19 protein-coding genes are annotated in these 24,391 nt (G+C 43.0%); 4 read left to right on the top strand and 15 right to left on the bottom strand.

The features are described from left to right. Positions 1-128: 128 nt before the first annotated feature. From citM to FXF70_RS15275, 11 genes are all read right to left on the bottom strand, one after another. The gene (gene citM / locus FXF70_RS15325) at positions 129-1,427 is read right to left on the bottom strand and encodes an Mg(2+)/citrate complex secondary transporter CitM (RefSeq protein ID WP_008341779.1); all 1,299 of its coding nucleotides are present in this window, start codon (positions 1,425-1,427) and stop codon (positions 129-131) included. 191 nt (positions 1,428-1,618) lie between these two features. Further along, positions 1,619-2,596 carry a tripartite tricarboxylate transporter substrate-binding protein gene (locus FXF70_RS15320; protein ID WP_148780603.1) on the bottom strand — a complete coding sequence of 326 codons (978 nt, stop codon included), beginning with the start codon at positions 2,594-2,596 and terminating at the stop codon, positions 1,619-1,621. Positions 2,597-2,598: 2 nt separating this feature from the next. After that, on the bottom strand, positions 2,599-3,297 hold the full coding sequence (locus FXF70_RS15315) for a response regulator (RefSeq protein WP_148780601.1): 699 nt from the start codon (positions 3,295-3,297) through the stop codon (positions 2,599-2,601). A gap of 3 nt (positions 3,298-3,300) precedes the next feature. Next, positions 3,301-4,896 (bottom strand): sensor histidine kinase, encoded by a 1,596-nt coding sequence (locus FXF70_RS15310; RefSeq protein ID WP_148780599.1) that lies wholly within the window; start codon positions 4,894-4,896, stop codon positions 3,301-3,303. Positions 4,897-5,037: 141 nt separating this feature from the next. Further along, positions 5,038-7,362: an exosporium glycoprotein BclB-related protein gene (locus FXF70_RS15305; protein ID WP_262368852.1), complete on the bottom strand. Its 2,325-nt coding sequence runs from the start codon at positions 7,360-7,362 to the stop codon at positions 5,038-5,040. Positions 7,363-7,478: 116 nt separating this feature from the next. Then, positions 7,479-8,561: a bifunctional diaminohydroxyphosphoribosylaminopyrimidine deaminase/5-amino-6-(5-phosphoribosylamino)uracil reductase RibD gene (ribD, locus tag FXF70_RS15300; protein ID WP_148780597.1), complete on the bottom strand. Its 1,083-nt coding sequence runs from the start codon at positions 8,559-8,561 to the stop codon at positions 7,479-7,481. A 281-nt stretch (positions 8,562-8,842) separates the two neighbouring features. Then, positions 8,843-10,600, bottom strand: coding sequence for a WD40 repeat domain-containing protein (locus FXF70_RS15295; RefSeq protein ID WP_148780595.1), 1,758 nt, complete (start codon positions 10,598-10,600; stop codon positions 8,843-8,845). A gap of 4 nt (positions 10,601-10,604) precedes the next feature. Further along, a complete protein-coding gene (locus FXF70_RS15290) occupies positions 10,605-11,408 on the bottom strand; it encodes a formylglycine-generating enzyme family protein (protein WP_017360403.1) in 804 nt (267 codons plus the stop codon). Between the two features lie 32 nt (positions 11,409-11,440). Continuing rightward, complete coding sequence (locus tag FXF70_RS15285) at positions 11,441-12,166, bottom strand: GTP cyclohydrolase II (RefSeq protein WP_017360404.1); 726 nt, start codon at positions 12,164-12,166, stop codon at positions 11,441-11,443. Positions 12,167-12,677: 511 nt separating this feature from the next. Further along, positions 12,678-13,334, bottom strand: a complete 657-nt coding sequence (locus tag FXF70_RS15280) for a class I SAM-dependent methyltransferase (protein WP_007496773.1) — start codon at positions 13,332-13,334, stop codon at positions 12,678-12,680. 1,131 nt (positions 13,335-14,465) lie between these two features. Continuing rightward, the gene (locus tag FXF70_RS15275) at positions 14,466-14,813 is read right to left on the bottom strand and encodes a YflT domain-containing protein (protein ID WP_035391383.1); all 348 of its coding nucleotides are present in this window, start codon (positions 14,811-14,813) and stop codon (positions 14,466-14,468) included. A 222-nt stretch (positions 14,814-15,035) separates the two neighbouring features. On the opposite strand from FXF70_RS15275, the gene FXF70_RS15270 reads away from it, so the two are divergent. Continuing rightward, positions 15,036-15,413, top strand: coding sequence for a YfmB family protein (locus FXF70_RS15270; RefSeq protein ID WP_017366799.1), 378 nt, complete (start codon positions 15,036-15,038; stop codon positions 15,411-15,413). Between the two features lie 120 nt (positions 15,414-15,533). After that, complete coding sequence (locus FXF70_RS15265) at positions 15,534-16,538, top strand: NADP-dependent oxidoreductase (RefSeq protein ID WP_099496381.1); 1,005 nt, start codon at positions 15,534-15,536, stop codon at positions 16,536-16,538. Between the two features lie 37 nt (positions 16,539-16,575). Here FXF70_RS15265 and FXF70_RS15260 read toward each other — a convergent pair whose 3' ends face one another. Then, a complete protein-coding gene (locus FXF70_RS15260; protein WP_148780593.1) occupies positions 16,576-17,718 on the bottom strand; it encodes a DEAD/DEAH box helicase in 1,143 nt (380 codons plus the stop codon). Between the two features lie 152 nt (positions 17,719-17,870). Here FXF70_RS15260 and FXF70_RS15255 point away from each other — a divergent pair, with 152 nt between their 5' ends. Then, positions 17,871-19,424, top strand: a complete 1,554-nt coding sequence (locus FXF70_RS15255; protein WP_008343192.1) for an ABC-F family ATP-binding cassette domain-containing protein — start codon at positions 17,871-17,873, stop codon at positions 19,422-19,424. A 46-nt stretch (positions 19,425-19,470) separates the two neighbouring features. On the opposite strand, the gene FXF70_RS15250 is transcribed toward FXF70_RS15255, so the two are convergent. After that, a complete protein-coding gene (locus FXF70_RS15250; RefSeq protein ID WP_148780591.1) occupies positions 19,471-20,661 on the bottom strand; it encodes an MFS transporter in 1,191 nt (396 codons plus the stop codon). A gap of 259 nt (positions 20,662-20,920) precedes the next feature. After that, positions 20,921-21,346, bottom strand: coding sequence for a MerR family transcriptional regulator (locus tag FXF70_RS15240; protein ID WP_017366797.1), 426 nt, complete (start codon positions 21,344-21,346; stop codon positions 20,921-20,923). A gap of 143 nt (positions 21,347-21,489) precedes the next feature. On the opposite strand from FXF70_RS15240, the gene folE2 reads away from it, so the two are divergent. Further along, positions 21,490-22,386 carry a GTP cyclohydrolase FolE2 gene (gene folE2 / locus FXF70_RS15235; RefSeq protein ID WP_148780589.1) on the top strand — a complete coding sequence of 299 codons (897 nt, stop codon included), beginning with the start codon at positions 21,490-21,492 and terminating at the stop codon, positions 22,384-22,386. Between the two features lie 28 nt (positions 22,387-22,414). On the opposite strand, the gene FXF70_RS15230 is transcribed toward folE2, so the two are convergent. Further along, the gene (locus FXF70_RS15230) at positions 22,415-24,307 is read right to left on the bottom strand and encodes an ABC-F family ATP-binding cassette domain-containing protein (RefSeq protein WP_148780587.1); all 1,893 of its coding nucleotides are present in this window, start codon (positions 24,305-24,307) and stop codon (positions 22,415-22,417) included. Between the last annotated feature and the right edge of the window lie 84 nt (positions 24,308-24,391).

Raw genomic sequence — 24,391 nt, 5'->3', positions numbered from 1 at the left:
TCAGCATTTTTCAAAAATATATCTTTTGGAGGAATCATGCATGTCTTTATATAGGGCAAATGAATGGATGTTGCCCTGCAATAGGACCTAAAAAAGAGCGCCTGCATGAGCAACAGACACTCTTCTCATTACCAGATCGAAATGGCCCCAATGAGAACCGCCATCACTGTCATGGCGACGACTGCAAGAACCGCCCATTTCATGCCAAATTTCTGATGCTGATCTAGTGATACCCCAACGAGTCCCACAAGTAAATGAGTCGATGGAACAAGTGGGCTTAACATATGAATCGGCTGACCAATGATAGATGCTCTCGCAATCTCAATTTTATCGACACCGTATGCTGCCGCTGTTTCTGATAGGATCGGCAGTACCCCATAAAAGTATGCATCATTCGGCATAAAGAAAGTGAAGATCCCGCTTGTTAGCGCGACAATGACTGGAATAAACCCGCCAAGCTGCTCTGGAATAGCCGAAACAATCGAAATCGCCATTTCATCAACCATTTTCGTCCCAGTTAAGATGCCTGTAAAAACACCTGCCGCAAAGATCATGGAAGCAATCGCTAAGACGTTGGTTGAGTGAGCCGCAATCCGCTCACGCTGCTGTTCAAGGTTCGGATAGTTCACGATAATGGCAACACAGAAGGCAAGAACAAACAGAACCGTTAAGCTTACTTTTCCAGACACAAGCAAGAGAACCAAAAGCAAAGTCAGTGTCAGGTTAAACCACCAAAGTTTCGGTCGCTTAATATCATCTTGCAGCGCTGCTGCCATTTCATTTGCATGAATCGGCTGTTCGAGCTCAATAACACCAAGACGTTTTCTTTCAGACTTCCCAAGAAAGTATGCCACCACAATCATGCTCAAAACCCCTGCACCAATGACTGGAATCATCGGGCCAAATAAAAGTGATGGATCAACGCCAAGTGCACTTGCCGCTCTAGGTGTTGCCCCTCCCCATGGAATCGTATTCATAATCCCCATGCCGACTCCGGCGATACCCGCTAAAATAATCGGACGAATGCCAAGCAGTGTAAATAGTGGAAGCATGGCTGTTGTTGTAATCATGTACGTTGTGGTTCCATCACCGTCAAGTGCGACAAGCATCGTCAGGACGGCTGTTCCGACAACAATTTTTAATGGATCGCCTTTGACGATCTTTAAAATTTTCGCCACCATTGGATCGAATAAACCTGCATCAATCATAATCCCGAAGTACAAAATGGCAAACATGATCATGACCGCCGTTGGTGCAACTTGCTGTACACCTTTGACAATCATGTCTGAAATTTCTGTAAAATGAAAACCTGCAATAAGAGCAAATGCAATCGGTGTTAATACCAATGCCGTTAAAACAGACATACGTTTCGTCATAATTAAAACCATAAATACAATCATCATAAGAAATCCTAAGATCGCTAACATTTCGTTCACCCCTTATGTTGTATACGCTTTCATTAAATGTTGGTATCCCATTTCCAACCCTTTCTGTCATGATATCTGACGCCTGAATTGAAGTAAATATTATGAATTTTAATTCTTTTTTGGTCGATAAATGCTTTTTGTTCATTTTGTGCAATTGTTGTTGTTTGTTGGTTCCATGAAAAAAAGCGGTCTCATTTGACCGCTTGTTCTCCTTGTATAAATTGCTCATATCGCCTTAATTGATCTTCCATATAGACCTTTGCTTCTTTACTATTCATATAACGGCCTGTCCAGCCTTTTTGTTTTAACTGCTTTTTCCATGACTTCGTTTGCGTCATTTTTTGAAGAAGCTGATCCCATGCTCGAATGTCGTGCTGATTCATTTGCTTTGGTCCCATCACACCACGCCAATGAGAGAAGATGAGCGGAATCCCTTGTTCTTTCCAAGTGGGCACGTCTTTGAATCCTTCTAAACGCTGATTCGTTGTGGTTGCAACAAGCTTCAGTCTTTTCTTTTCATAATCATGGCGAACCTCCGTAATGGTCGTAGTTGCCGCATCTACCTCATGGTCAATGAGTGCTTGGAATAAATCATCTGCACTATCATATTTTAAAAACTGAATGCGGTACGGATCAATTCCTGCCATTTCGGCAGCCCGTGCGAATGAGATTTGATCATCATTTCCAAAGTCCGGGGCAAACCCAATTTTTAAGGAATCCGGTTTCTTTTTTAGTGCGTGTAATAGCTCTTTTCCATTTGAGAAAGGAGAATCAACTGGCACTGCGACTACCTGCCACTCTTCCGCAAGAATAGCGAGCGGGGTAACATCATTCATGGTCACGTTACTGCTGCCCAGCAAATTACGGCTTAATAATAAGCTTGAATTTAAACTGATATAATTGGCATCTCGCTCCATCATATAGGTCCATCCTTTATCAACCGTTCCGCCTCTTTGATAAAGAATATGCACAGGCTCTTCCACAAGTTTTTCTTGTTCTAGTACGGTTTTCATCACTTGAGCCGTTTGGTCAAATCCGCCGTCAGGTACACCTGATACCACAATGTATAATGGGCTGTGCTCCAGGAAAGAATCTTTTGCTGTTTTTTCATTAAAGGTGAGCGTTGTACAAAGACAGACCAAAATGAGTAAGAGTATTCCTTTTTTCATTTTTATGACTCCGTTTGTTTTTTGGCGGGATAATATTTTCGTTCTGGTCTACCAATGATTCCATATGCCAGCTCTGCCCGGCATTCTCCCGTTGTCACAAGATACTCTACGTATCGTCTTGCTGTTGTGCGTGATGCGCCCATTTTTTCTCCGAGTTCTTCTGCTGTAATTCCGTTCATCTCTGCTGCCATGAATGTTTTCACTTTGTCCAAAGTCAGTGAATTAATGCCTGTTGGCAAGTCTCGCTCATCCTTTTGTTGCGATTCTTCCTGTATTTGACCAAAAAACAGATCAATCATCGTTTGATTGACTTCCTCTTTTGAATTGATTAACTCTCTCTTCTCTTTATATTCGGTTAACACCTGCGTGAATTTTTGGGCGGTCACTGGTTTGATTAAATAATGAACGACTCCATAATGCAAGGCGTCTCTTAACAGCATCGTTTCCGTTGCAGCCGTGATAATGATCACATCCACTTCAGGATGGCGCTCTCTTAACAGCGGCAAAAGGTTCGTGCCGAGCTCATCAGGCATGTAGACATCAAGTAAAATGAGATCCACTCGTTCTTTTTGAAGTGCCTCCCACAGATCCTTTGCACTCTTTGCCTTGCCGGCCACTTGAAAGCCTTGTACCTTTTGTATATAAGATTCATGAATCGCAGCGATTCGAAAATCATCTTCCGCAATGAGTACCTTGATCACAACCTATTCCCCCTTTGTGCCTTTCGGTATGTAAACAGTGAAGATGGCACCGCCTTCTTTTTGGTTCGCAACTTCAATCCAGCCCCCAAGTTCATCTAGCACTTCTTTGACATTGGCAAGTCCATAACCTCGCCCTTCTCCCTTTGATGAATGTCCTCTTGTGAAAAGTTGTGAAATGGCTCCTTCATCTACACCGTCCCCTGAATCAGATACCTCTATGATAATATCAAATCCAATATCTGTGATGAACAAGCTGACTTCTCTTTTCTCTTTATTCAATACAGCCTCAAACGCATTGTCTACGAGATTGCCAATGATGGTGATAAAGTGAGATAAACTCAAATGGGCTGGGAGCGGCTCCAATGAACTATTTTCATCAATGTGAAAATGAACCTTTTTTTCAGATGCCTTTCCTAACTTCCCAAGTAAAATGGCTTGTATCTTCGGAGAGCGAATTTGTTTCATGAGTAAATCATGCTGGCGATTTTGAAGTGTATACTCTTCTTTAATTAACTCAATGGCTTCATCCACTTGTTTCAACTCAAGCAAGCCTAAAATAGCGTACAGCTTATTCGAAAATTCGTGTGTTTGTGCTCTAAGGTCTTCTGAATATTGACTGACCTCTGTCAATGTATCCAGCAGCTTTGTCAGCTCGGTTTTCTCCCTGAAGCTCACAATTCCTCCAAATACTCGATTGTCCTGCACCACTTTTTTGACATTTAGCACGAAGGTTTTATCATTGACGACTGATTCTATGTTAGGTTCAATCGTCTCTACCTTTAGATAGGAAAGAAGATTGGCATTTGGCAACACTTGATCAATATGAAGAGGCAGCGTTGAAGAGACGCGTAGCATCTGTTCAGCTGACGTATTCATCATCGTAATGGCACCTTTACGGTCAAATGCAATGATTCCCTCTTTAATCGCATGCAGCATCGCTTCTCTTTCTCGATATAATGAAGCAATTTCATGCGGTTCAAGCCCTAATATATCTTTTCGAATACTCCTTGTTAAAAAAATGGCTCCAAATACCCCAGGCAAGAGCACAAGAAGGGCAATATAACTTAATTTGAATAGTTGATGGGCTGTCGCTTGGTCGATATCTCTTTTTAAGAATTCGACACTGACTGTCCCAATAATTTCTTCATGACTGCCTGTTTCTTTCATAATCGGGGCACTGCCTCTGACAACGGTTTCACCATCAGAATCACCCGTCGATATGGAGGTGCCTCCAAAAAGCAGTGTACTTCTTCCTTCCGACACACTGATGGTTTTCCCTACATCCTCATGGTTCGTATGAAAAAGAACCTTTCCTTTTTGATTGGTGATGAAAATGGCATGTGCTCTTACTTGCTCCTTCATTTGCTCAAGCACAGCCTGTTCTTCATTTTGCGAATCTCCCGTGGCCACCGATGTTTTAATAGGCGGCATATAAGATATCGTTCTAGCAGTTTGCACCGCCAGCTGTTCAGCTTGGCTCTGCCTTTCTGATGTCTGCAAAAAACCAAAACAAATGGTCAATAAGGCAATAACAACAAGTAAAAGACCAATAATTAACCCCAAAATTTTTGTTTGTAAAGTGACTTTCCTTTTGCCCATCCTCACCGCCACAACCCCTAATTCAGTAGATTCACCCGAATAGACTCTAAGAAAATCATATCATTTTTTCTCATGAAGTTAAGAGAAAATTCACACAGACAAAAAAGGATGACTCAGTATTGAGTCATCCCTGTGTGCCTATTACGTGATGGATAAACCAGCACTTGCATAGCCTGCTACGGTATTCACTAAGGAAAGACCAGTAGCTGTTGCCGAGAATACGACAAGCAATCTTGTTTGCGGTGTGACTGGTACACTTAAACCAGTAGCGATACCGTTTGAAATAGCACCTATCGTTAAAATACCGGTTAATGCCGGTGCCAATGTAACGCTCGCTACTTGAGTGAAGCTGTTATCTGGTGTTGGTGAAGCAAACAGACTAGCCGTCACAGTAATATTTGTGCCAACTATAGAAAGGGCTGCTGTCGTACTAAAATAGCCCGCAAATGACGTAATGGTTCCTGCTCTCGGAACTGAGAACGCCATGTTTAACAATGTTCCTGCGGCTCCGGTTAAATCAATGATTCCACCTACGATACTGACACCAGTGGCTGAGTTACCGAATCCTACCAAGCTAGATGTCCCGACCAAACCGCCAGCGATGGTTGTTAAAGCGACAGGTAAACCTGATGCAAATGGGATAATCGCACTCGATCCTGTCGCACCTGTGGCGCCTGTTGCACCGGTTGCTCCCGTGGCTCCTGTTCCTGTAGCCCCTGTTGCACCCGTATCTCCTGTTACACCTGTCGCACCTGTGGCGCCTGTTGCACCGGTTGCTCCCGTGGCACCTGTTCCTGTAGCCCCTGTTGCACCCGTATCCCCTGTTACACCTGTGGCGCCTGTTACTCCGGTCGCTCCTGTTGGACCTGTATCTCCGGTGACACCGGTTGCTCCCGTGGCGCCTGTCACACCTGCGGCTGCCAATAACGTATAATCTGGAGACGTATCTGGTGTGCCGGTTGGTGGTGCTGTATTTACGACATAAGTTCCACCTTCATATGTCACCACTTGACCTACTGTATAGGTTGGAGCAGTTGCTGGGTCAAATGCCAAAATACCAGCTAACCCTACTCCGGTTGCTCCGGTATCTCCCGTTGCACCTGTGGCTCCGGTTACTCCAGTCGCTCCCGTATCTCCTGTTGCACCTGTAGCTCCGGTTACTCCGGTCGCTCCCGTATCTCCCGTTGCACCCGTGGCTCCGGTTACTCCAGTCGCTCCCGTATCTCCCGTTACACCTGTGGCTCCGGTTACTCCAGTCGCTCCCGTATCTCCCGTTACACCTGTGGCTCCGGTTACTCCGGTCGCTCCCGTATCTCCCGTTACACCTGTGGCTCCGGTTACTCCAGTTGCTCCCGTATCTCCCGTTGCACCCGTGGCTCCAGTTACTCCGGTCGCTCCCGTATCTCCCGTTGCACCGGTCGCTCCAATTGCTCCTGTCGCTCCGGTTGCGCCTGTATCTCCTGTGGCTCCCGTGGCACCCGTATCTCCGGTGGCTCCTGTAGCTCCGGTTGCGCCTGTAGCGCCGGTCGCTCCTGTTCCTGTGGCTCCCGTGGCACCCGTATCTCCGGTGGCTCCTGTCGCTCCGGTCGCTCCTGTATCTCCTGTAGCGCCGGTCGCTCCTGTTCCTGTGGCTCCCGTGGCACCCGTATCTCCGGTGGCTCCTGTCGCTCCTGTATCTCCTGTATCTCCTGTAGCACCGGTCGCTCCGGTTCCTGTGGCTCCTGTGGCACCCGTATCTCCAGTAGCACCGGTCGCGCCTGTATCTCCTGTAGCACCGGTCGCTCCGGTTCCTGTGGCTCCCGTGGCACCCGTTGCTCCGGTGGCTCCTGTCGCTCCGGTCGCGCCTGTATCTCCTGTAGCACCGGTCGCTCCTGTTCCTGTGGCTCCAGTTGCGCCCGTTGCTCCTGTGGCTCCTGTCGCTCCGGTTGCGCCTGTATCTCCTGTAGCACCGGTCGCTCCTGTTCCTGTGGCTCCTGTGGCACCCGTGGCGCCCGTATCTCCCGCAGCTGCTAACAATGTATAATCTGGAGACGTACCTGGCGTACCTGTTGGTGAAGCTGTATTCGCCACATACGTACTTCCATCAAATGTCACCACTTGACCTTCTGGATAGGTTGGGGCATCCGCTGGATCAAATGCCACGATACCGGTTAAGCCTACACCGGTGGCGCCTGTTGCGCCCGTTGCTCCTGCTGGACCCGCTGGGCCTACTGGACCCACTGGACCCGCCGGACCTGCTGGGCCTCTCCTTCCTCTTCCCCCTGGCGGTCCTTGAATGACACACACACAAGGATCTTTTCCGCAGCATGGATTTTTTACTGGTTTCCTTGGTTTGTCTGATTTACCTTTCTTACAACTATCACATTCCCAGCCATCATCCTTATACGCATCATACCAGCTTCCTTTTTGGTAGTGGTCTGTCGAATGAGTTGGGTATATCTTTCCGCATTGTCTACATTTTCTCATAGAATCACCCCAATCCATCGTATTCATCATGATCGATAAAGGTGTATGTACAATTTTATTTTTATCAAAAAATTTGAAAGGCCTTGCACTCTACGTGCAAGGCCCTCTCTCCATCGTTAAAATGTCATCGTCATTTTTAAATCTTTTCCTACCATACTATATTCAATATCCGCTGGACGGATCGCCTTTTTTAGTTTTTTTACCCCTTCTCCTTCAAAAAAAGTAGGTGCATCTTTCCCTCCAATCAACAAAGGTGCCATATAGATAACAGCTTCGTTCACAAGGGATGCTTCTAAAAATGACGCACTCACACTGCCCCCTGCCTCTACAAGCACTGACATCACAGAGCGCTTCTTCAACATGTGTAACACATCCTGAAGGTCTGTCCGGTGTTCTCCGCTTGTGACAAATACTTGATGACCTTTTTGTATCAACTGTTGATACTTTTGATGATCATAATCTTGTGATGTACAAATTATGGTTTCTGCCCTATGATCTGTTAAGCATTTGGCATGAAGCGGTATCCTTAATGTCGAATCTAAAATGACACGAATGGGCTGATGGTTGAATGAATCCTTTACAATTAAGCCGGCATCATCTTGAATAATCGTTTCCACTCCTGTCAGCACCGCATCTGCTTCTTGACGTAAGCGCTGCACTTCTGTTCTCGCTTCTATTCCAGTGATCCATTTGCTTTCTTGCTCAGCCGTGGCAATTTTCCCATCTATCGAAATAGCTGATTTTAAGACAACATAAGGAAGGTTTGTTTGCATCAAATGAAAAAAAGGCGCATTTAAACGATCTGCTTCCTGTTTACATATCCCTTGCTCCACTTCAATTCCAGCCTTTTTCAAAAAGGCAATTCCTTTACCTGCAACAACCGGATTCGGATCTTGGGTGGCAATCAACACTTTCTTCACACCACTTTTGATGATTGCTTCGGTGCAAGGGCCTGTTTTTCCGTGATGTGTACAAGGTTCGAGTGTCACATACATGTCAGCTCCCTTCGCCTTTTCTCCTGCCATTTGTAGCGCATGAATTTCAGCATGAGGCTCGCCAGCCTTCATGTGCGCACCAATCCCAACGATCTTACCGCTCTGAACAATCACTGCACCAACAAGCGGATTGGGTGAGGTTTGTCCTTTCATCGCCTTCGCGTTGGCAATCGCCAGCTTCATATAAAAAACATCGTCTTTCATCTCGGGCTCCTTTCTTCTCTCAAGGGAAAGAACTCCTTCAGAAAATGAAGGAGTTCTATTCTCATGTGCTATACTTTCTCAAGCCGTTTCTTTTCAGATCGATCATAGTAAGGCAAGGAATAAAACAGTTTATATGATGCTCGTTGTTTACAAAAACAGCATTTGCGACATTCATATTTATTAATGAGGAGCACATGCGGACAATTGAGTACAGTCAGACCTTTTTTCATATGTTCCTTGCAAACACTTATCATGAGAATCCCCCGCTTACATTCTTTTTCTTAATGAGAGATTACTTCTTTCGGAAATTGTTCAAATAAGCGCAGTACTTCCGTATGTGTGCCATCTTCTCGAATATGATAAATACCACCGTCATATGAGCTTGCATACACATCATTTCCTAGTTGTCTAATGGCACTAATACCATTCTTAGCAATTCGAATCGGACCTGTATTGACATCTAGCTCTGGATTCCAGACCACAATATACCCCCAATAGTCTCCGCTCACAATATAGCCAGAGTCTGTCACAGTGATGGATTTAATGGAATATTGATGCTCGTTGTGCTGATTTAAAATTCTGCCTGTATGCAAATCAAACAATCGGACGTTTTTATCACGGCTGACAATGGCAATACGATCTCTTTTGCTATCAATAAATACATCATTTAACAGCTCTGTCGCCCCGATATATTCTGCTGTTAAGGACAAACTCTTTTTATCGAGAAGACAGATGGTTCCTTCAACTGCCGCTGTGATGATATGATCTCCTTCTACCTTTAATGCTTTGACCGCGCAATCATGTGCTTTAGAACGGCCGATTTCCTTTAAGTGTTCTGTCGAAATGACATGCACATAACCGCCATAAGTGCCGATATAAAATTGACGATCCTCCTCATGGAAATACACACTATTGACAGGACCTGTGTTGAGATCAAAAGAGACCATTTGCTGCAATGACTCGTGTACAATATGCACCTGACTCGCATGATCGCCCCATGCATAATAGCTTCCATCCCGTGCAACAGCCACTCCATTTGTGAGAACACCTGTTGACTTTGCGATTTCGATTCCATTTTTTCTGAATTTTCCGTCATCCGATGCAGTGATAATATCACCCGCTTCAGTCAACGCAATATCATTAATAGAAGGTGTCGCCAATTCCTGCTCATCAGAGATCACTTTTCCTTCTTGAATGGACCATTCACAATACGTTTTCCCAAAGCTGGCTCCTAAAATGGCTTGCTCATCTTCTGTCCAAACAAGCGAGCGCTCCCATTGATATTTATGAGGCAGCAGCGTATCAACTAAATCACCGGTTTCATAATTCCACAGCTTAATTAAATGGTCATATCCCGCTGTGAGCAAGTAGTTACCGCTCGGCGAAAAGTTTACACGTTTCACACCTTGTAAATGAGCTTTAATGTTTTTTTTCTCCTGTAATGTAGCGGCATCATAAATGATAACTGTGCCATCATCTCTGCCAAGGGCGAATACTTCTTTTTGATTGCTGCCGCTGATGGTATCCAGCTCATAATCAAACGGGCCAATTTCACCTACAATTTCTCCTGTTTCATAGAGCCATACAAGGACATAGCCATCGTCACCAGTTGTATAAGCTTTATCCTCATGAATCCATACAGCTAATACATCCTTGCTATGTCCATGAAATTCTCTTAAAATGGCTCCCGTTTCAATATCCCAAACTAAGCATCTTCTGTCTCTGGACACTGATACAAGAAGCGTATCCTGCTTTGCAAATGAGACAGCTTCCACATCATCCGCATGACCATATAGCGTACGAATTCTTGTATGTGTGCCAGTATCATATAATTGAATGGTATAGTCTGACGATGCACTCGCTAAATACGTTCCATTTTCCGAAAGGGATAAAGAGTTGATGATATGCTCGTGACTGCCAATGAATGTTCCTTCTCCCGTGGCACGGTCCCATTTATAAATACAGCGATCATAGCCACCTGTGTAGACAATTTGGTCATGCTGAGTTGATAAAACGGATGTAATCGGTCCTCTATGCATGGTTTTACACTCCCACCTTTATATGTTGTTTTTGACGAGTAACTACACGAAAACCAGTAAATCGAAAAACAGGGTCTGGGTGTTTACCGTGTCTTCTTGCGACTCTGCATAAATCTCCGCCTCTTGCGAAGGAGCCACCTTTTAAAATGTAGTAATCACTGCCGAGTGTCTCGGTTAAATCATCTACAACCTCAATTCCGCCTTCATATATGTGATACTTGGTGTTGACCCATTCTTCGACATTGCCACCCATATCATATAGTCCAAATAGAGATCTTCCTTTTTCGTAATGACGGACAGGTGTCGTTTTTTCAATATTTGATTCGTGTGTATTACAGTAAGAGGGGTTAAACTCATCTCCCCAAGGATATTGATGTCTCGTATTGCCCCGGGCAGCATATTCCCATTCTTCCTCAGTAGGGATCGATACCTCATATCCAAGCTTCCCGCTCAGCCACTGACAAAATGAGAAAGCTTCCTCGATGTCCATGCCCCAAGCTGGATGGTCTTTTCCCCCGCCAAGCTCTAGGTTCGTCAAGCTCTCTGGATAAGGCTTTCCTGTCTCGTCACAATAGCTTTGATACCATTCATTGGTGACGACCGTATCTGAGATGAAAAATTCACTCATATACGGCTGATAAGATGGAAATTCTTTGTACAGCCATTTTTGAAATTTTTTCTCACGGCCATAGGCTGGATTCAGAAGTTTGTCCTTCCAAAATTCTGATGCCTTTTTCATATCTTCTTCATTACTTCCAATCGTCGCATAGCCGCTTGGGATTTGAATCCAATTGATATCAGGTTTCACGCTTTTCTCCCGCCTTCTTTAAATAAACTCATCTACTGATTAATTAATTTCTTCTCATCGACCATATGCCCTGATGCTGCTTTTGCCTTTAAATATGCTTCATTATAGAGAGAGGCTTCTACCGTATGATCAAACCGTAAAACCGGAAGACCGTAAGCAGCAATGGAATCAACTTTATCTGGATTATTGGTTAAGAGATGCAATGGTTTCCCTTTGTTTAAATAGTGCAAAACAGCCGCTGCTTCCTCGTAATGCCGATCATCATCTCCGCAGCCGATCAACCTGTTCGCCTCAAATGTATCCAGTTTCATTTCCTGTAATTTATACGTGAAGGCTTTGGCCATCAGCCCAATAGAGCGCCCTTCTTGATTGGCCATATACACAAGCATGCCTTTTCCATAATCGGTGATTTTTTTTAACGATGATGCAAGCTGTGGACCGCAATCACATTTCAGTGACCCAAACACATCCCCTGTTTGGCAGACACTATGAATTCGCACAAGCGGCGGCACTTCATTTTCAAAGTCGCCAAAAAGGAGACAAGAGGAAAATGTTTGCTGCTCGGTACTCATTTGTACAATAGACTCAACCGTTGGCGTTGTATCAGCTTCTACAGACGCAAAGGCATACCATGTAAACTGCACTTCTTCATGTTCAATAGAGATCGGCAGGTTCACTGGCCCCACGAGCAAATAGTGTTTTTCTTGAAATGTAAAATGATGAATCATTGATTGTAGTTCAGCTACAAACTTGTTCATTTGTCTCCCCCTATTCATCACTGCACCCCATTGAACTCTCTCAGCGCAGTGATGGCGTGATGAATATGTGTATGCACTCCCTTTGCACCCTGAGCACCGGTTCCAGCTAGAATCATGGCTCAGGAGAAATTTCCTGACATACTGGCTGAATAGATGTGCGATGCCAATCATCCATCAGTACCTTTCATAAAGACTCTTTTTAGACTGTCACTTGTCCAGTACAAAGGAGCAGAAATCGAGCTTCATACGCTGTATTCTCTGTAAGAGAGCAACACCATTTGATGATTCTTGAATGGAAACTGACATGCTCTTTCTCTAAAAGAATATCTCTGCTAGCTTCGAGCTGCTTTCTCCTTTACTAGAAGCTCTGGTCCTTCAAATGCACGTCATCCGGTGTACCCTTTGATTGGATGAATAGTCCGTACTTCAATTCAGCTACATTGATTGAAGCACTCGCCTAGGTATGCACCAAGAACCATCACATCAAACATCGCGTTTATCCTCCTTTGCACTAGATTTTGACAGCAATGACATGATGCTGGCTGATCCCAGCCTTCGCTTGTAATGGTGTAATCGAAACGAGCTCAAGTCCTGATGTACAAATCTTTTCTCCAAGCTGAGTATCTGAGAATGAAAAATGGAAGCGTCCATCTTCTCCGATTAAGCCTGTTTTCCACTCTTCTCCCCATACAACAAGGGAAAAGACACCACCTTCATGAAGCAGCGAGGAAATCTGCTTTAAGTATCGTTCGTGGTCATCAGGATGCTGATGGTGAAAGCAGCCATGATCTAAAATCAGATCAAACGTCAGCTCGCGCCCTTGATCCATTGACCAGGACATAAAATCTTGATGATAAAAATGGACAGGAACCTCTTTTCTTTTCTTTAATCCCTGCCATTCCTCATGTTCATAAAGATCAATGCCGGTATATGCCGACAGTCCTTGTAAATGTTCAAGAGCCCTGCCGTTCCCGCAGCCGATATCCAGCACAGAAGCAAGTGCATCCTTTTCCCTGGAACGCCATGCCTTGAGAGACATCACAGCAGCGTCTGTTAATGATGGATCAGTAGACCACATATCTGTTCTTTGCTCATAGTGTTCTTGAAAAGCCATGCGCATCTTCTCTAAATACAACCCGCTGTCTTCATGATACAAAGCCTTTTTCATCACGTGACCTCCTTCAATTCACAATCACCTTTCCTAACAAAGGTGGTTTTCAAGCAAAAAGCCTTATGATAAAATGAAAGATGGATTTTTTAGGAAATCTTTTTTCTGAAAAAGGAGAGAAGCATCCCACATGTCACTCTTCTTTTTCAGCACTCATCTTCACATACAACCACAGCCATTCAACTGTTACAGCGCCTCAGTTTGTTATACATTTTCTTCATATGGGTTCACCTCCTTAACAGCGTTTAGAAAGCGTTTTCTTTATGATGATCCTCTGAATATTACCATTGAGAAGTAGGCATAGTAGAAAAACGAATCTACCATTCTAAGCTATCTATCATTCATTTCTTTTTGTCTAATAGATATTTCTTCAGTATCGCTCTGCCTCAGAAGTGCTCTTCCTTAGGTCTTAATGCATCATCATTTACAGAATTGATCCTGAAACCCACCTATCAAAAATTTAACAACTACTTCCATAATGACTTGATTAAGCCAAATATATTGTTTTTAGATTATTTTGTCAACAAATTATTTCCTAAACATTAGAATGATTTTCTAATTGAAAATACAGGTATATTTCGTGGTTTTTTGACCTTAAAACACTTATTTCTACACAAAAATACAACTTAAACCAATAGAACTAAGAAATTTATCTACTAAATTACACAAGATTTTTATTTCATTTTGAGATAAAAATAAAGATATCATAATTATTTCCCGAATGGTTTTTTGTGATATTTTCACTACTTTTTTCATTTTTTTGATGGTATCCTTTGATGTTTCTATATTTTCAATTAGACATTTTACTGTTTATCCCAATTTTTCAACCTGTCTTATTATAGTGAAAAAGACAGATGGTAGATTTTAATTATCGCAGTATGAAAAAAAGCCCCTTACAAAAGTAAGAGGCTTTCAGCGTGTAGACAAACCCTCGCATTCTTTGTCAGTCCTGCGTGCTGGTGCTCACGAATATCAAATTCGCTCCGCGCCAGTACTCGTCCTTCCTAGACTGCAAAGGTTTTCTATCACGCTGAAAAGAAGACAAAGGACTAAAATCAAGTTCATTTTAGCCCTTTGTCAAAAATCTGAAAAAAGCCCCTTACAAAAGTAAGAGGCTTTTTACGATGGCGTTTATGCCCAATTTTTCACTTTTTCATGGTCAGTCACAAAGAGAAGAACTTTTCCTTCGTCTAAATGTTCTTCAAATGTCTCAGCTTCATCTTTTGAGAAACCAATTTCGTGAATCTTATTGCGGAGTTCATCTCCCTTTTTGCTAAAGATGTTTCCAACCGCATGCTTGAGTCCAACTTCTTTTGGACCTATCGTATTGGCATCTGCATTGCTTGCAATACGCTCAGTTCGATCATCGTCATGGGACAGAACATAAATGTCCTCTCTTGCAACACCGAGTTGTTTTAATTGCTCCACATCTCTTTGAAGTGTTTCATCATTTGAATACTCTCTTACAACAGGTTTCATTTATTATTCCTCCTTTAACGTCTTACGAATCTTTTACCCGTCACTTTTGTCATTAAACCTTCCTCCAGCACATCCATTTTTACTCTGTGAACTTAATGCGTCTATGGACTTATTTTTGACAAAAAGACTGTAAAAATGACTAAATTTTCTGAAAAATTATATGCTTTCCTTGTCATTTGTTGTACAATTCTTATACTGGAGGCTAGAAATGGGGTGGAGCTGATGTATTATTTTTCAGCTGAGCAGCAGTTTAATGCATGGGTTGTCAGTGATTTGGTGAAACAGCTTTTTCAAAAATGGAATCCTGAAGAATCAAAAGCAAAGCCGCTTACTTTGTTTGCTGAACAGCACTTTCACATCTGCATCGATTATCTCTTTTCTATTATTATTAACATTGGAGATATCGAGTCAATCGAACAAGATCCACAAGACCTGTTGTCCTCATATTTAAATATCCTTTTTCCTTTTGTGACGCACGATATGATGAAAGCCTCCATGCAAAATGCAAATGAATATTTGTTAAAAGAACGTGATGCGGATGAGTATCAACTGTTTGGTTGTCTCCCGCCGCTCCTTTCTGTCTCTCTTCAAAAAAAGTAGCCCCTTCTTTTAGATGGTGGCTGCTTTTTTGTATGTGCTTGGAAAAGACCGTATGTTTTGAACGAAAAGAAGCATCATGTTAATGTAAATCTAGGTTGCAAGTGAAAGGGAGGATTTGACATGAGTCAACAAAAACAAATTCAATTAGCAAAACGTCCAAAAGGGTTACCTACTAAAGATGTTTTTCATTTTGAAACAGTTGATATACCAACGCCGCAAGATGGCGAAGTCTTGATTCAAACGAAATATGTGTCTGTAGATCCTTACATGAGAGGGCGAATGCAAGATACAAAATCCTATACACCTCCGTTTAAACTCAATGAAGTGATCCAGGGTGGTGTGGTCGGAGAAGTCGTCGAGTCCAAATCTCCTCAATTTGAGAAAGGTGATTTTGTACTTGGATTCCTTGGCTGGCAGGAATATTCTACTGCCAAAGCAGAGTCTCTGACAAAAATTGATCCATCCATTGCGCCGTTATCTTATTACTTAGGGATTTTGGGCATGCCAGGACAAACCGCCTATTTTGGACTTCTTGCGATTGGTCAGCCAAAAGAAGGCGAAACGGTTGTCATTTCTGGAGCCGCAGGTGCCGTTGGTTCTGTTGTCGGACAGATCGCTAAAATCAAAGGTGCCCACGTTGTTGGAATTGCCGGATCTGATGATAAGCTGGCTTATTTAAAAGAACTCGGCTTTGATGAAACCATTAATTATAAAACAACAAATGATTTAGATGACGCCATTGCAAAAGCCTGTCCAAACGGTGTCGATGTGTATTTTGACAATGTGGGCGGCGACATCTCTGATGCTGTGATGAATCATTTGAACCGTTTTGCACGTATTCCAGTCTGCGGCGCCATTTCTTCTTATAACATTAGTGCAAGCGAAGACATTGGCCCTCGTGTGCAAACAAAACTCATTAAAACAAGTGCATTAATGCAGGGCTTCATTGTTGCCAACTACTCTGATCGTTTTGAAGAAGCGGCAAAAGATCTCGCACAATGGGTAAAAGAAGACAAACTCACATATAAAGAAACAATCATTGAAGGCTTTGACAACATTCCAGATGCATTCCTCGGACTATTCAAAGGGGAAAATGTCGGAAAACAACTTGTCAAAATTTCATAACAAAAAAGGACCCTGCCAATTATGGAGGGTCCTTTTATTATGCCTGCTTGGGCGCAAGGTGCAGCTGGCCTTGCTTATACACAATTTCTTCAAGCGAAAGATTCAGCTTTTTCGCCATTTTTTTCAGCATTGATTGCTCTTGAGGTGTGACAAGACTGATGACTGCGCCTTCTTTTCCTGCGCGTCCGGTTCTACCTGAACGGTGGATGTAGCCCTCTTCATTTGGCATATCTGCATGAATGACGTACGGTAAGTCGTCGATATCAATGCCTCTAGCCGCAATATCTGTTGCAAGAAGAAGCGGGAATTCACGCTGTTCAAACGCCTTTAAGATGACAGCACGCTCTGCTTTTTTCGCTTCACTGTGAAGCACACCAAGGTCGACATGGTGATACGCTAATTTTTCTGCATAAATGCTCAAATTCGTAATATCTCGCACAAAGACAAGCGCCTGCATGTCCTCAAGCCGTGATAGCTTTTGCAGTAATTTCACCTTGTCGCGCTGATCACATAACAGGTAATAGTGACCCACTTTCTGCGCTTCTTCCTCGCTTCTAGCAATTTTCAATACTTCTGGTTCAGATGTCATTTCTTTAATCAGCTGAACGGTTTCTTCTTTCAATGTTGCAGAAAAACAAAGGATTTGTCTTTCTTTTAATGTGGACTTAATGATCCCTTGGATCGTTTTCATATGCTCTGGCACAAGAAGCTGATCTGCCTCGTCTAACACGATCGTTTTCACTTCATGCATTTTCAGTTTCTTGATTTTGATTAACTCTTGTACGCGACCCGGTGTCGCCACCACGATATTCGGGTGTTTTTTTAGCTTTTCCTGCTGCTTCTTGATGTTTGCCCCGCCTATTAAGGAAATAGCTTTGATGTCTGAACCTTGTTTGAATTCTTGCACGACATCAAAAATTTGCATCACAAGCTCTCTTGAAGGTGCCAAGATTAAGACTTGCGGGTGTTTGATAGTCACATCAATTTTATTTAAAAGCGGCAGAACATACGCAAGTGTCTTCCCTGTTCCAGTCGGTGATTCTGCGATCACATCGCGTTTTTCCGTAATCCACTCTGCTGTTTGTTCTTGTATCGCTGTTGGCTTCTCAAAGCCAGCCGCTTCAAAGTTCTTTTGAATAAATGGCTTTGCTTCTTTCAAAAATGCCCAATTTTCCGTCATGTTGATCTCCTTTATCCTCATTCAATCTATCCTTAAGTATCTCAAAATCAGCTTTGAAACGCAATTTTTCTTTTGATGCTTTTATCGAGCCGGACAGTTCGATATAATCATGAGAGGCACTAGCCGTTTTGAATCTATTTGAGGTGTAAAAAATGATATTATCTGTTAAAGATTTAAGTCATGGCTTTGGCGACAGAGCCATTTTCCACGAAGTCTCCTTCCGGTTATTAAAAGGCGAGCATGTCGGCTTGATCGGCGCCAACGGTGAAGGAAAGTCAACGTTTATGAATATTATTACTGGCAAGCTTGAGCCAGATGCAGGAAAAGTCGAATGGGCAAAAAATGTCCGTGTCGGCTACCTCGATCAGCATACCGTGCTTGAAAAAGGAAGAACCATTCGTGAAGTCCTTCAAGATGCATTCCATTATTTATTCTCAATGGAAGCCGCAATGAATGACATTTACGAAAAAATGGGTGAAGCAGATCCTGATGAGCTAGAAAAGCTTTTAGAAGAAGTAGGCGTCATTCAGGATGCCCTGACGAACAATGATTTTTATATCATTGATTCCAAGGTAGAGGAAATTGCAAGAGGTCTTGGGTTAACAGATCTCGGGCTGGATCGTGATGTGACAGAGCTGAGCGGCGGACAGCGTACAAAAGTACTGCTTGCGAAATTGCTATTAGAGAAGCCTGAAATTCTTCTTCTTGACGAGCCGACCAACTATTTAGATGAACAGCATATTGAGTGGCTGAAGCGCTATTTGCAGGAATATGAAAATGCGTTTATCCTCATTTCACATGATATTCCGTTCCTAAACAGTGTCATTAACTTGATTTATCATGTCGAAAATCAAGAACTCACGCGCTATGTTGGTGATTATGATCAATTTAAACAAGTGTACGAAGTGAAAAAGCAGCAGCTAGAGGCAGCGTATAAAAGGCAGCAGCAAGAAGTGGCTGAATTAAAGGATTTTGTCGCGAGAAATAAAGCACGTGTCAGCACTCGAAATATGGCGATGTCTCGTCAAAAGAAACTCGATAAGATGGACATGATTGAATTAGCGGCAGAAAAACCAAAACCAGAATTCCACTTTAAACCTGCACGTACATCAGGGAAATTAATTTTTGAAACGAAGGATTTAGTCATTGGGTATGACGAACCACTCTCTCGTCCATTGAATTTAAAAATGGAACGCGGGCAGAAAATTGCATTATACGGTGCTAACGGTATCGGAAAAACGACACTGCTCCGAAGCCTGCTTGGAGAAATCTCCCCCATTTCTGGTGAGGTGGAACGCGGAGAATTCCTGCATATTGGCTACTTTGAGCAAGAAGTAAAAGAGCAAAACAGCAACACTTGTATCGAAGAGGTGTGGAGCACCTTCCCATCGTACACACAATATGAAGTCAGAGCTGCCCTTGCCAAATGCGGTTTAACGACAAAACATATTGAAAGCCGTGTGTCTGTTTTAAGTGGTGGTGAAAAAGCGAAGGTCCGCCTTTGTAAGCTGATCAATGAAGAAACCAACCTACTTGTTCTCGATGAGCCGACAAACCACTTGGATGTCGATGCTAAAGAAGAATTAAAACGCGCGTTAAAAGAATATAAAGGCAGCGTCCTATTGATTTCCCACGAACCTGAATTTTATCAAGATGTGGCAACCGAAACTTGGAATTGCGAATCTTGGACAACAAAAGTATTATAACGACAAAAAAGCCTTATATCGTTTGCAGATATAAGGCTTTTTTCTATTAATGACCTGCCTGGATATTCACCAAATGCTTACGGCCAAGAAGCAGGATGACCATTCCTAAGAGAACAACAGCCGCCCCTACATAATAAGGGGTACTTGCTGTGTAAGTTTCAGCGAGAACTCCCGCAATCCAAGGAGCAATCGCACCACCAATAAATCGTACAGCACTGTATGAGGATGATGCAATTGAACGCTCAACAGGAGCTGATCCCATCACAGCCGTCGTAAGCACCGTATTGATCATGCCGAGGATGCCCCCAGCAATCACAATACCGCAAATGACCACGACCACATGTGATGTCCATATTCCAATGCCGAATAAAATCACAGCAAACGAAGCAAAGAGAACAACAAGAGCTGTCAATGTCCCCAATTTGCGATGAATGACCGGCGCTGAGAAGACAGATGTCACAGCCAAAAATAATCCCCATCCAAAAAAGACATAGCCAAGACCATGCTCATCAAGATGAAGCACAAATGGCGAATAAGCTAGAAGAACAAAGAATCCAAAATTATATAAGAAAGCAGCAGATGCCATCGTTAAAAGCCCCTTATATTTCAAGGCTCCAACAGCTTCAAATAACTTCACCTTTTTCTGCGGCTTTTGTATAGGTGGAAGCATAAACGTAATGGCTAAAAGAGCAACAAGCATTAACACCGCCACACCAAAGAATGGCCCGCGCCAAGAGATCGTTCCAAGCTCACCTCCAAGGAGCGGCCCAACAGAAATCCCAAGACCTAGTGCCGCCTCATATAAAATGATGGCTTTCGCACTTCCTCCAACAGACACACCGACAATGACTGATAATGCCGTTGAAATAAATAAGGCATTCCCAATGCCCCATCCGCCTCTAAAACCAATTAATTCATTAATGGTTGAAGAAGTACCGCCTAAAGCAGAAAAGACAATAATAAAGATGAGTCCTAATAATAACGTCCATTTGGCACCAATACGACTAGAAATAAAGCCGGTAAAAAACATCACAAAGCCGGTGACAAGCAAATAGCTCGTAAATAAAAGAGACACCTGACTTGGAGATGCATGTAATTGTGATGCAATGGCTGGCAAAATCGGGTCTACAAGCCCTATGCCCATAAATGAAATCACACAAGCAAAGGCCACCGCCCAGACGGCTTTTGGCTGTCTAAGCAGACTCGTACGCTGTTTCAATACATCTTCTTCCTTCATTCCATCAGAACCTTTCCTACAGTTGATTAACAAAATAAAATAAACACGCTGAGGTGTTTATTTTATTTTGTTGACAAAGGGCTAAAATGAACTTGATTTTAGCTCTTTGTCTTCTTTTTCAGCGTGATAGAAAACCTTTGCAGTCTAGGAAGGACAGCTACTTGTGCGGAGCGAATTTGGCATTCGTGAGCACCAGAGCGCAGGACTGACAAAGAATGCGAGGGTTTGTCTACACGCTGAAATAAACACGCTGAGGTGTTTATTTTTGTAATTGCTCAATGGCATGAGCCGCTCTTTCTTTCATCATTTCAAGATCCTTTTTAAAGGATTGAATCGTTTCTAGCTTTTTTGTAATCAATTGATGCTGCACAGTCAGCTGCGCATCAATATCTAACAGTTTCTCTAATCGTTCCTTCGGATCAAGCGACAGCAAGTAGCCTTCTTTATTCAGCTCTAACTGCTTTCCTATTTCCATAAACGATTGAAGCTCTTGTAAAGAAAAGCCAAGTACTTCTTTGGCCTGCATCACTTTCTCCAGTTCTTCCATGTCATCCTCTGAGTAAAGTCTGACACCGCCCTCTGTCCGCTTTGGTGCTGATAATAAACCAATCTCTTCATAGAAACGAATGGTCCGTTTCGTCAGACCGCTTCTTTTCGCCACTTGATCAATTTTCATCCATTCCATCACCAGTGCCTCCTGCTCATCAATTCATGTTTTATTATACACCTTTGTGACCTTAACGTAAACGTTAATGTTTGATCACTTGATTTCTATTGTGGTTTGATGCAGAATAAATAGGAATAATTACGTTTTAAAGGAGGTACCTTATGCGTTCATTTCCATCCAAAAAAGAACGACACGCACAATTCGGTTCTGTCCCGCCAAGCGCTAGAACAAAACCTTGTCAAAAAGAGGACATGATAGACATCCAACAAACCGAACAGGACTTTTATTTTGATCTGGAACAGGTCGGAATTTGCCGTGTGTCGTACCCTGTACATATTTTGTCTAAAACGACTCCACAGCACCAAACCGCTTCCGCTGATTTTACGATGAGTACATATTTGCCAGCTCATCAAAAAGGCATTCATATGAGCCGTCTCACCGAGCAGCTTCACTCATTTTATGAGAGCGGAAAGCCGGTTGATGTGGATTCCTTAAAAGAATTGACAGCACAGCTTGCCAAGCATATGAATCAGCCATCTGCCTCGATTCAAGTTTCCTTTCCGTGGTACATGGAAAAAAAGAGTCCCATCAGCAGAAAGTCCGGTTTGATGCATGCAGACGTGCAATATGACATCCACTTTCATGAAGAAAACGGATGGATTTGTCATATTGGCTGCACTGCTCAGGTGACAACGTTATGTCCTTGTTCAAAAGAAATCAGTGAATACGGCGCACATAATCAGCGCGGCACTGTATCGATTCAGGTAGAGCTGTTTGAACAAGGTCAACTCCCTGATGACATGAAAGCAGATCTACTCCAGATCATCGAGTCTAATGCGAGTGCGCCCCTTTACCCTGTACTCAAAAGACCAGATGAAAAACAAGTGACAGAAGAGGCCTATGAAAATCCACGTTTTGTAGAGGATGTTGCGAGGTTAATTGCAGCAGAGCTATATGAACAAAACTGGATTAAAGGCTTTCAAATTGAGTGTCGAAATGAAGAATCCATTCATCAGCACGATGCTTATGCCAAATGTTCTTATCAAAAAAAACTGTAGATTGTCTCTACAGTTTTTTTGCCAACCTTTATTTTGCATTACTTTCTAATTCCTCAATCATCAGCGACAGTTCTGTCCAGCGGTCCATCGCTTGTTCTAGTTCTTCAGCGACGGCTTTTTGCTTGTCCATCAGCTCTTGAATTTTTCCAAAATCACTGCCAGCCTCTGCAATGCTGGCTTCGAGCTGCTGGTGTTTGTCCTCTAGTGCTTGTATCCGATCTTCAATCCCATCCCATTCAAGCTGGTCCTTATAGGATAGTTTTTTCCTCTTTTTCGGTGCAGCTTCTACTTGTTTTTCAGCTGGTTTTGTCTCTGTCCGCTTCTGTTCTTTTTCTTGCTCCATGTAATCGCTGTAAGCACCCTGGAAGTGTGAAATACGTCCATTCCCTTCAAACACAAGCAGACGATGGACGACTCGGTCTAAGAAATAACGATCATGCGACACGGTGATGACTACACCTGGGAACTGCTCCAAATAATCCTCTAAAATGCTCAGTGTCTCTGTATCCAAGTCGTTCGTCGGCTCATCTAAAAAGAGAACATTCGGCTCTTCCATCAATACCTTCAATAAATACAATCTGCGGCGCTCTCCCCCTGACAGCTTGCGGATAAACGTGCGCTGCATGGATCTAGGGAATAAAAATCGCTCCAACATCTGCTCTGCTGTCACAATGACGCCATCTGCCGTTTTGACAATTTCAGCTGTTTCTTTGATGTAATCAATGATATTCAGCTCTTCATTCATTTCGTTATGGTCCTGCGTGTAATAGCCAATGCGGACTGTTTGTCCAATGGTCAATTGTCCATTCGTCGGTTCGATTTTACCCGCCAGGCAATTGAGTAAAGTCGTTTTGCCCACTCCATTTGGTCCGATAAATCCGATACGATCACCTGGCACGACTAAATCGCTGAACTGATCCACAAGGGTTTGACCAGCAAATGTGATGCTGATCTCTTCTGCCTCAATCACTTGTTTTCCAAGCCGGTGAGAACCGATCGCAAAATCAAGCTCTCCCTTTGCATCAGGTCCCTTTTGATCCTTCAGCTCTTCCACTCTGCCGATACGTGCCTTTTGCTTTGTCGTTCTAGCCTTTGCCCCTCTTCTCAGCCATGCAAGCTCACGTCTAAGCAAATTTTGACGTTTCGTTTCTTTTACTTGAGCTTCTGCTTCTCGTTCCGCTCTTTTTTCTAAAAAGACTTCATAATTTCCTTTATATGTGTAAAGATGCCCCTGATTTAATTCATAAATCCGATTGGCGACACGGTTTAAGAAATAACGATCATGGGTGACAAGAATGACAGCCCCACTGTATTGACTCAAATATCCTTCAAGCCATTCAATGGTTGCGTTGTCTAGATGGTTTGTCGGCTCATCTAAAATCAGCAAACCCGCAGGCTGAATTAAGTTTTTGGCAATCGCCACACGCTTTTTCTGTCCGCCTGATAACGCATGAACAGAACGGCTCACATCTTTGACACCAAGCTTTGTCAAAATCGTTTTCGCCGAAAGGTTCGCATCCCATGCGTCGTCCTGATCCATTTTATTTTGCATACGCATAAGCGCTTCTTGTTTTGCCTCGTTTTGTGGATCATACTCTAAATCAGCCAGCGCCTTTTCATAGGCTTTCATTGTTTGAATCATTGGTGCTGTTCCTGAAAAAATATAGTCGAGAATCGTTTCATCTCCGCTCATTTCAGGATCTTGCTCAAGAAATTCGATATCAAGTGTCCCTGCCTTTGTGATGTCGCCTTCCTCAAATGATTCAAGTCCTGCAATGACTTTTAAAAGCGTTGACTTCCCTGTTCCATTCGGTCCAATTAACCCGATGCGTTCCTTTGGTTCTATATGAAAAGAGATATGATCAAACAGCGTTTTTTCGCCATAGGTTTTATATAATCCTTCTACATTCAATAAACTCATTTTATCAGCCCTTACATAGATTCTTCCTTTATTTTAAATCAGCCAGTAGCAGAAAACTAGTTTTAAAAAAACCCGCTGCTGAAA

This window comes from Bacillus sp. Y3, assembly GCF_008123875.1.
Lineage (GTDB): Bacteria > Bacillota > Bacilli > Bacillales > Bacillaceae > Bacillus > Bacillus altitudinis.
This window is presented reverse-complemented; position numbering and strand designations above follow the sequence as displayed.

Excerpts from the sequence above, each read along its gene's own strand:
- ribD (WP_148780597.1), bottom strand. The coding sequence starts at position 8,561 with ATGAAAGACGATGTTTTTTATATGAAGCTGGCGATTGCCAACGCGAAG.
- FXF70_RS15295 (WP_148780595.1), bottom strand. The coding sequence starts at position 10,600 with ATGCATAGAGGACCGATTACATCCGTTTTATCAACTCAGCATGACCAA.
- FXF70_RS15230 (WP_148780587.1), bottom strand. The coding sequence starts at position 24,307 with ATGAGTTTATTGAATGTAGAAGGATTATATAAAACCTATGGCGAAAAA.
- FXF70_RS15280 (WP_007496773.1), bottom strand. The coding sequence starts at position 13,334 with ATGAAAAAGGCTTTGTATCATGAAGACAGCGGGTTGTATTTAGAGAAG.
- FXF70_RS15255 (WP_008343192.1), top strand. The coding sequence starts at position 17,871 with ATGATATTATCTGTTAAAGATTTAAGTCATGGCTTTGGCGACAGAGCC.
- FXF70_RS15285 (WP_017360404.1), bottom strand. The coding sequence starts at position 12,166 with ATGAACAAGTTTGTAGCTGAACTACAATCAATGATTCATCATTTTACA.
- folE2 (WP_148780589.1), top strand. The coding sequence starts at position 21,490 with ATGCGTTCATTTCCATCCAAAAAAGAACGACACGCACAATTCGGTTCT.
- FXF70_RS15270 (WP_017366799.1), top strand. The coding sequence starts at position 15,036 with ATGTATTATTTTTCAGCTGAGCAGCAGTTTAATGCATGGGTTGTCAGT.
- FXF70_RS15260 (WP_148780593.1), bottom strand. The coding sequence starts at position 17,718 with ATGACGGAAAATTGGGCATTTTTGAAAGAAGCAAAGCCATTTATTCAA.
- FXF70_RS15320 (WP_148780603.1), bottom strand. The coding sequence starts at position 2,596 with ATGAAAAAAGGAATACTCTTACTCATTTTGGTCTGTCTTTGTACAACG.
- citM (WP_008341779.1), bottom strand. The coding sequence starts at position 1,427 with ATGTTAGCGATCTTAGGATTTCTTATGATGATTGTATTTATGGTTTTA.
- FXF70_RS15275 (WP_035391383.1), bottom strand. The coding sequence starts at position 14,813 with ATGAAACCTGTTGTAAGAGAGTATTCAAATGATGAAACACTTCAAAGA.
- FXF70_RS15310 (WP_148780599.1), bottom strand. The coding sequence starts at position 4,896 with ATGGGCAAAAGGAAAGTCACTTTACAAACAAAAATTTTGGGGTTAATT.
- FXF70_RS15265 (WP_099496381.1), top strand. The coding sequence starts at position 15,534 with ATGAGTCAACAAAAACAAATTCAATTAGCAAAACGTCCAAAAGGGTTA.
- FXF70_RS15305 (WP_262368852.1), bottom strand. The coding sequence starts at position 7,362 with ATGAGAAAATGTAGACAATGCGGAAAGATATACCCAACTCATTCGACA.
- FXF70_RS15240 (WP_017366797.1), bottom strand. The coding sequence starts at position 21,346 with ATGGAATGGATGAAAATTGATCAAGTGGCGAAAAGAAGCGGTCTGACG.
- FXF70_RS15250 (WP_148780591.1), bottom strand. The coding sequence starts at position 20,661 with ATGAAGGAAGAAGATGTATTGAAACAGCGTACGAGTCTGCTTAGACAG.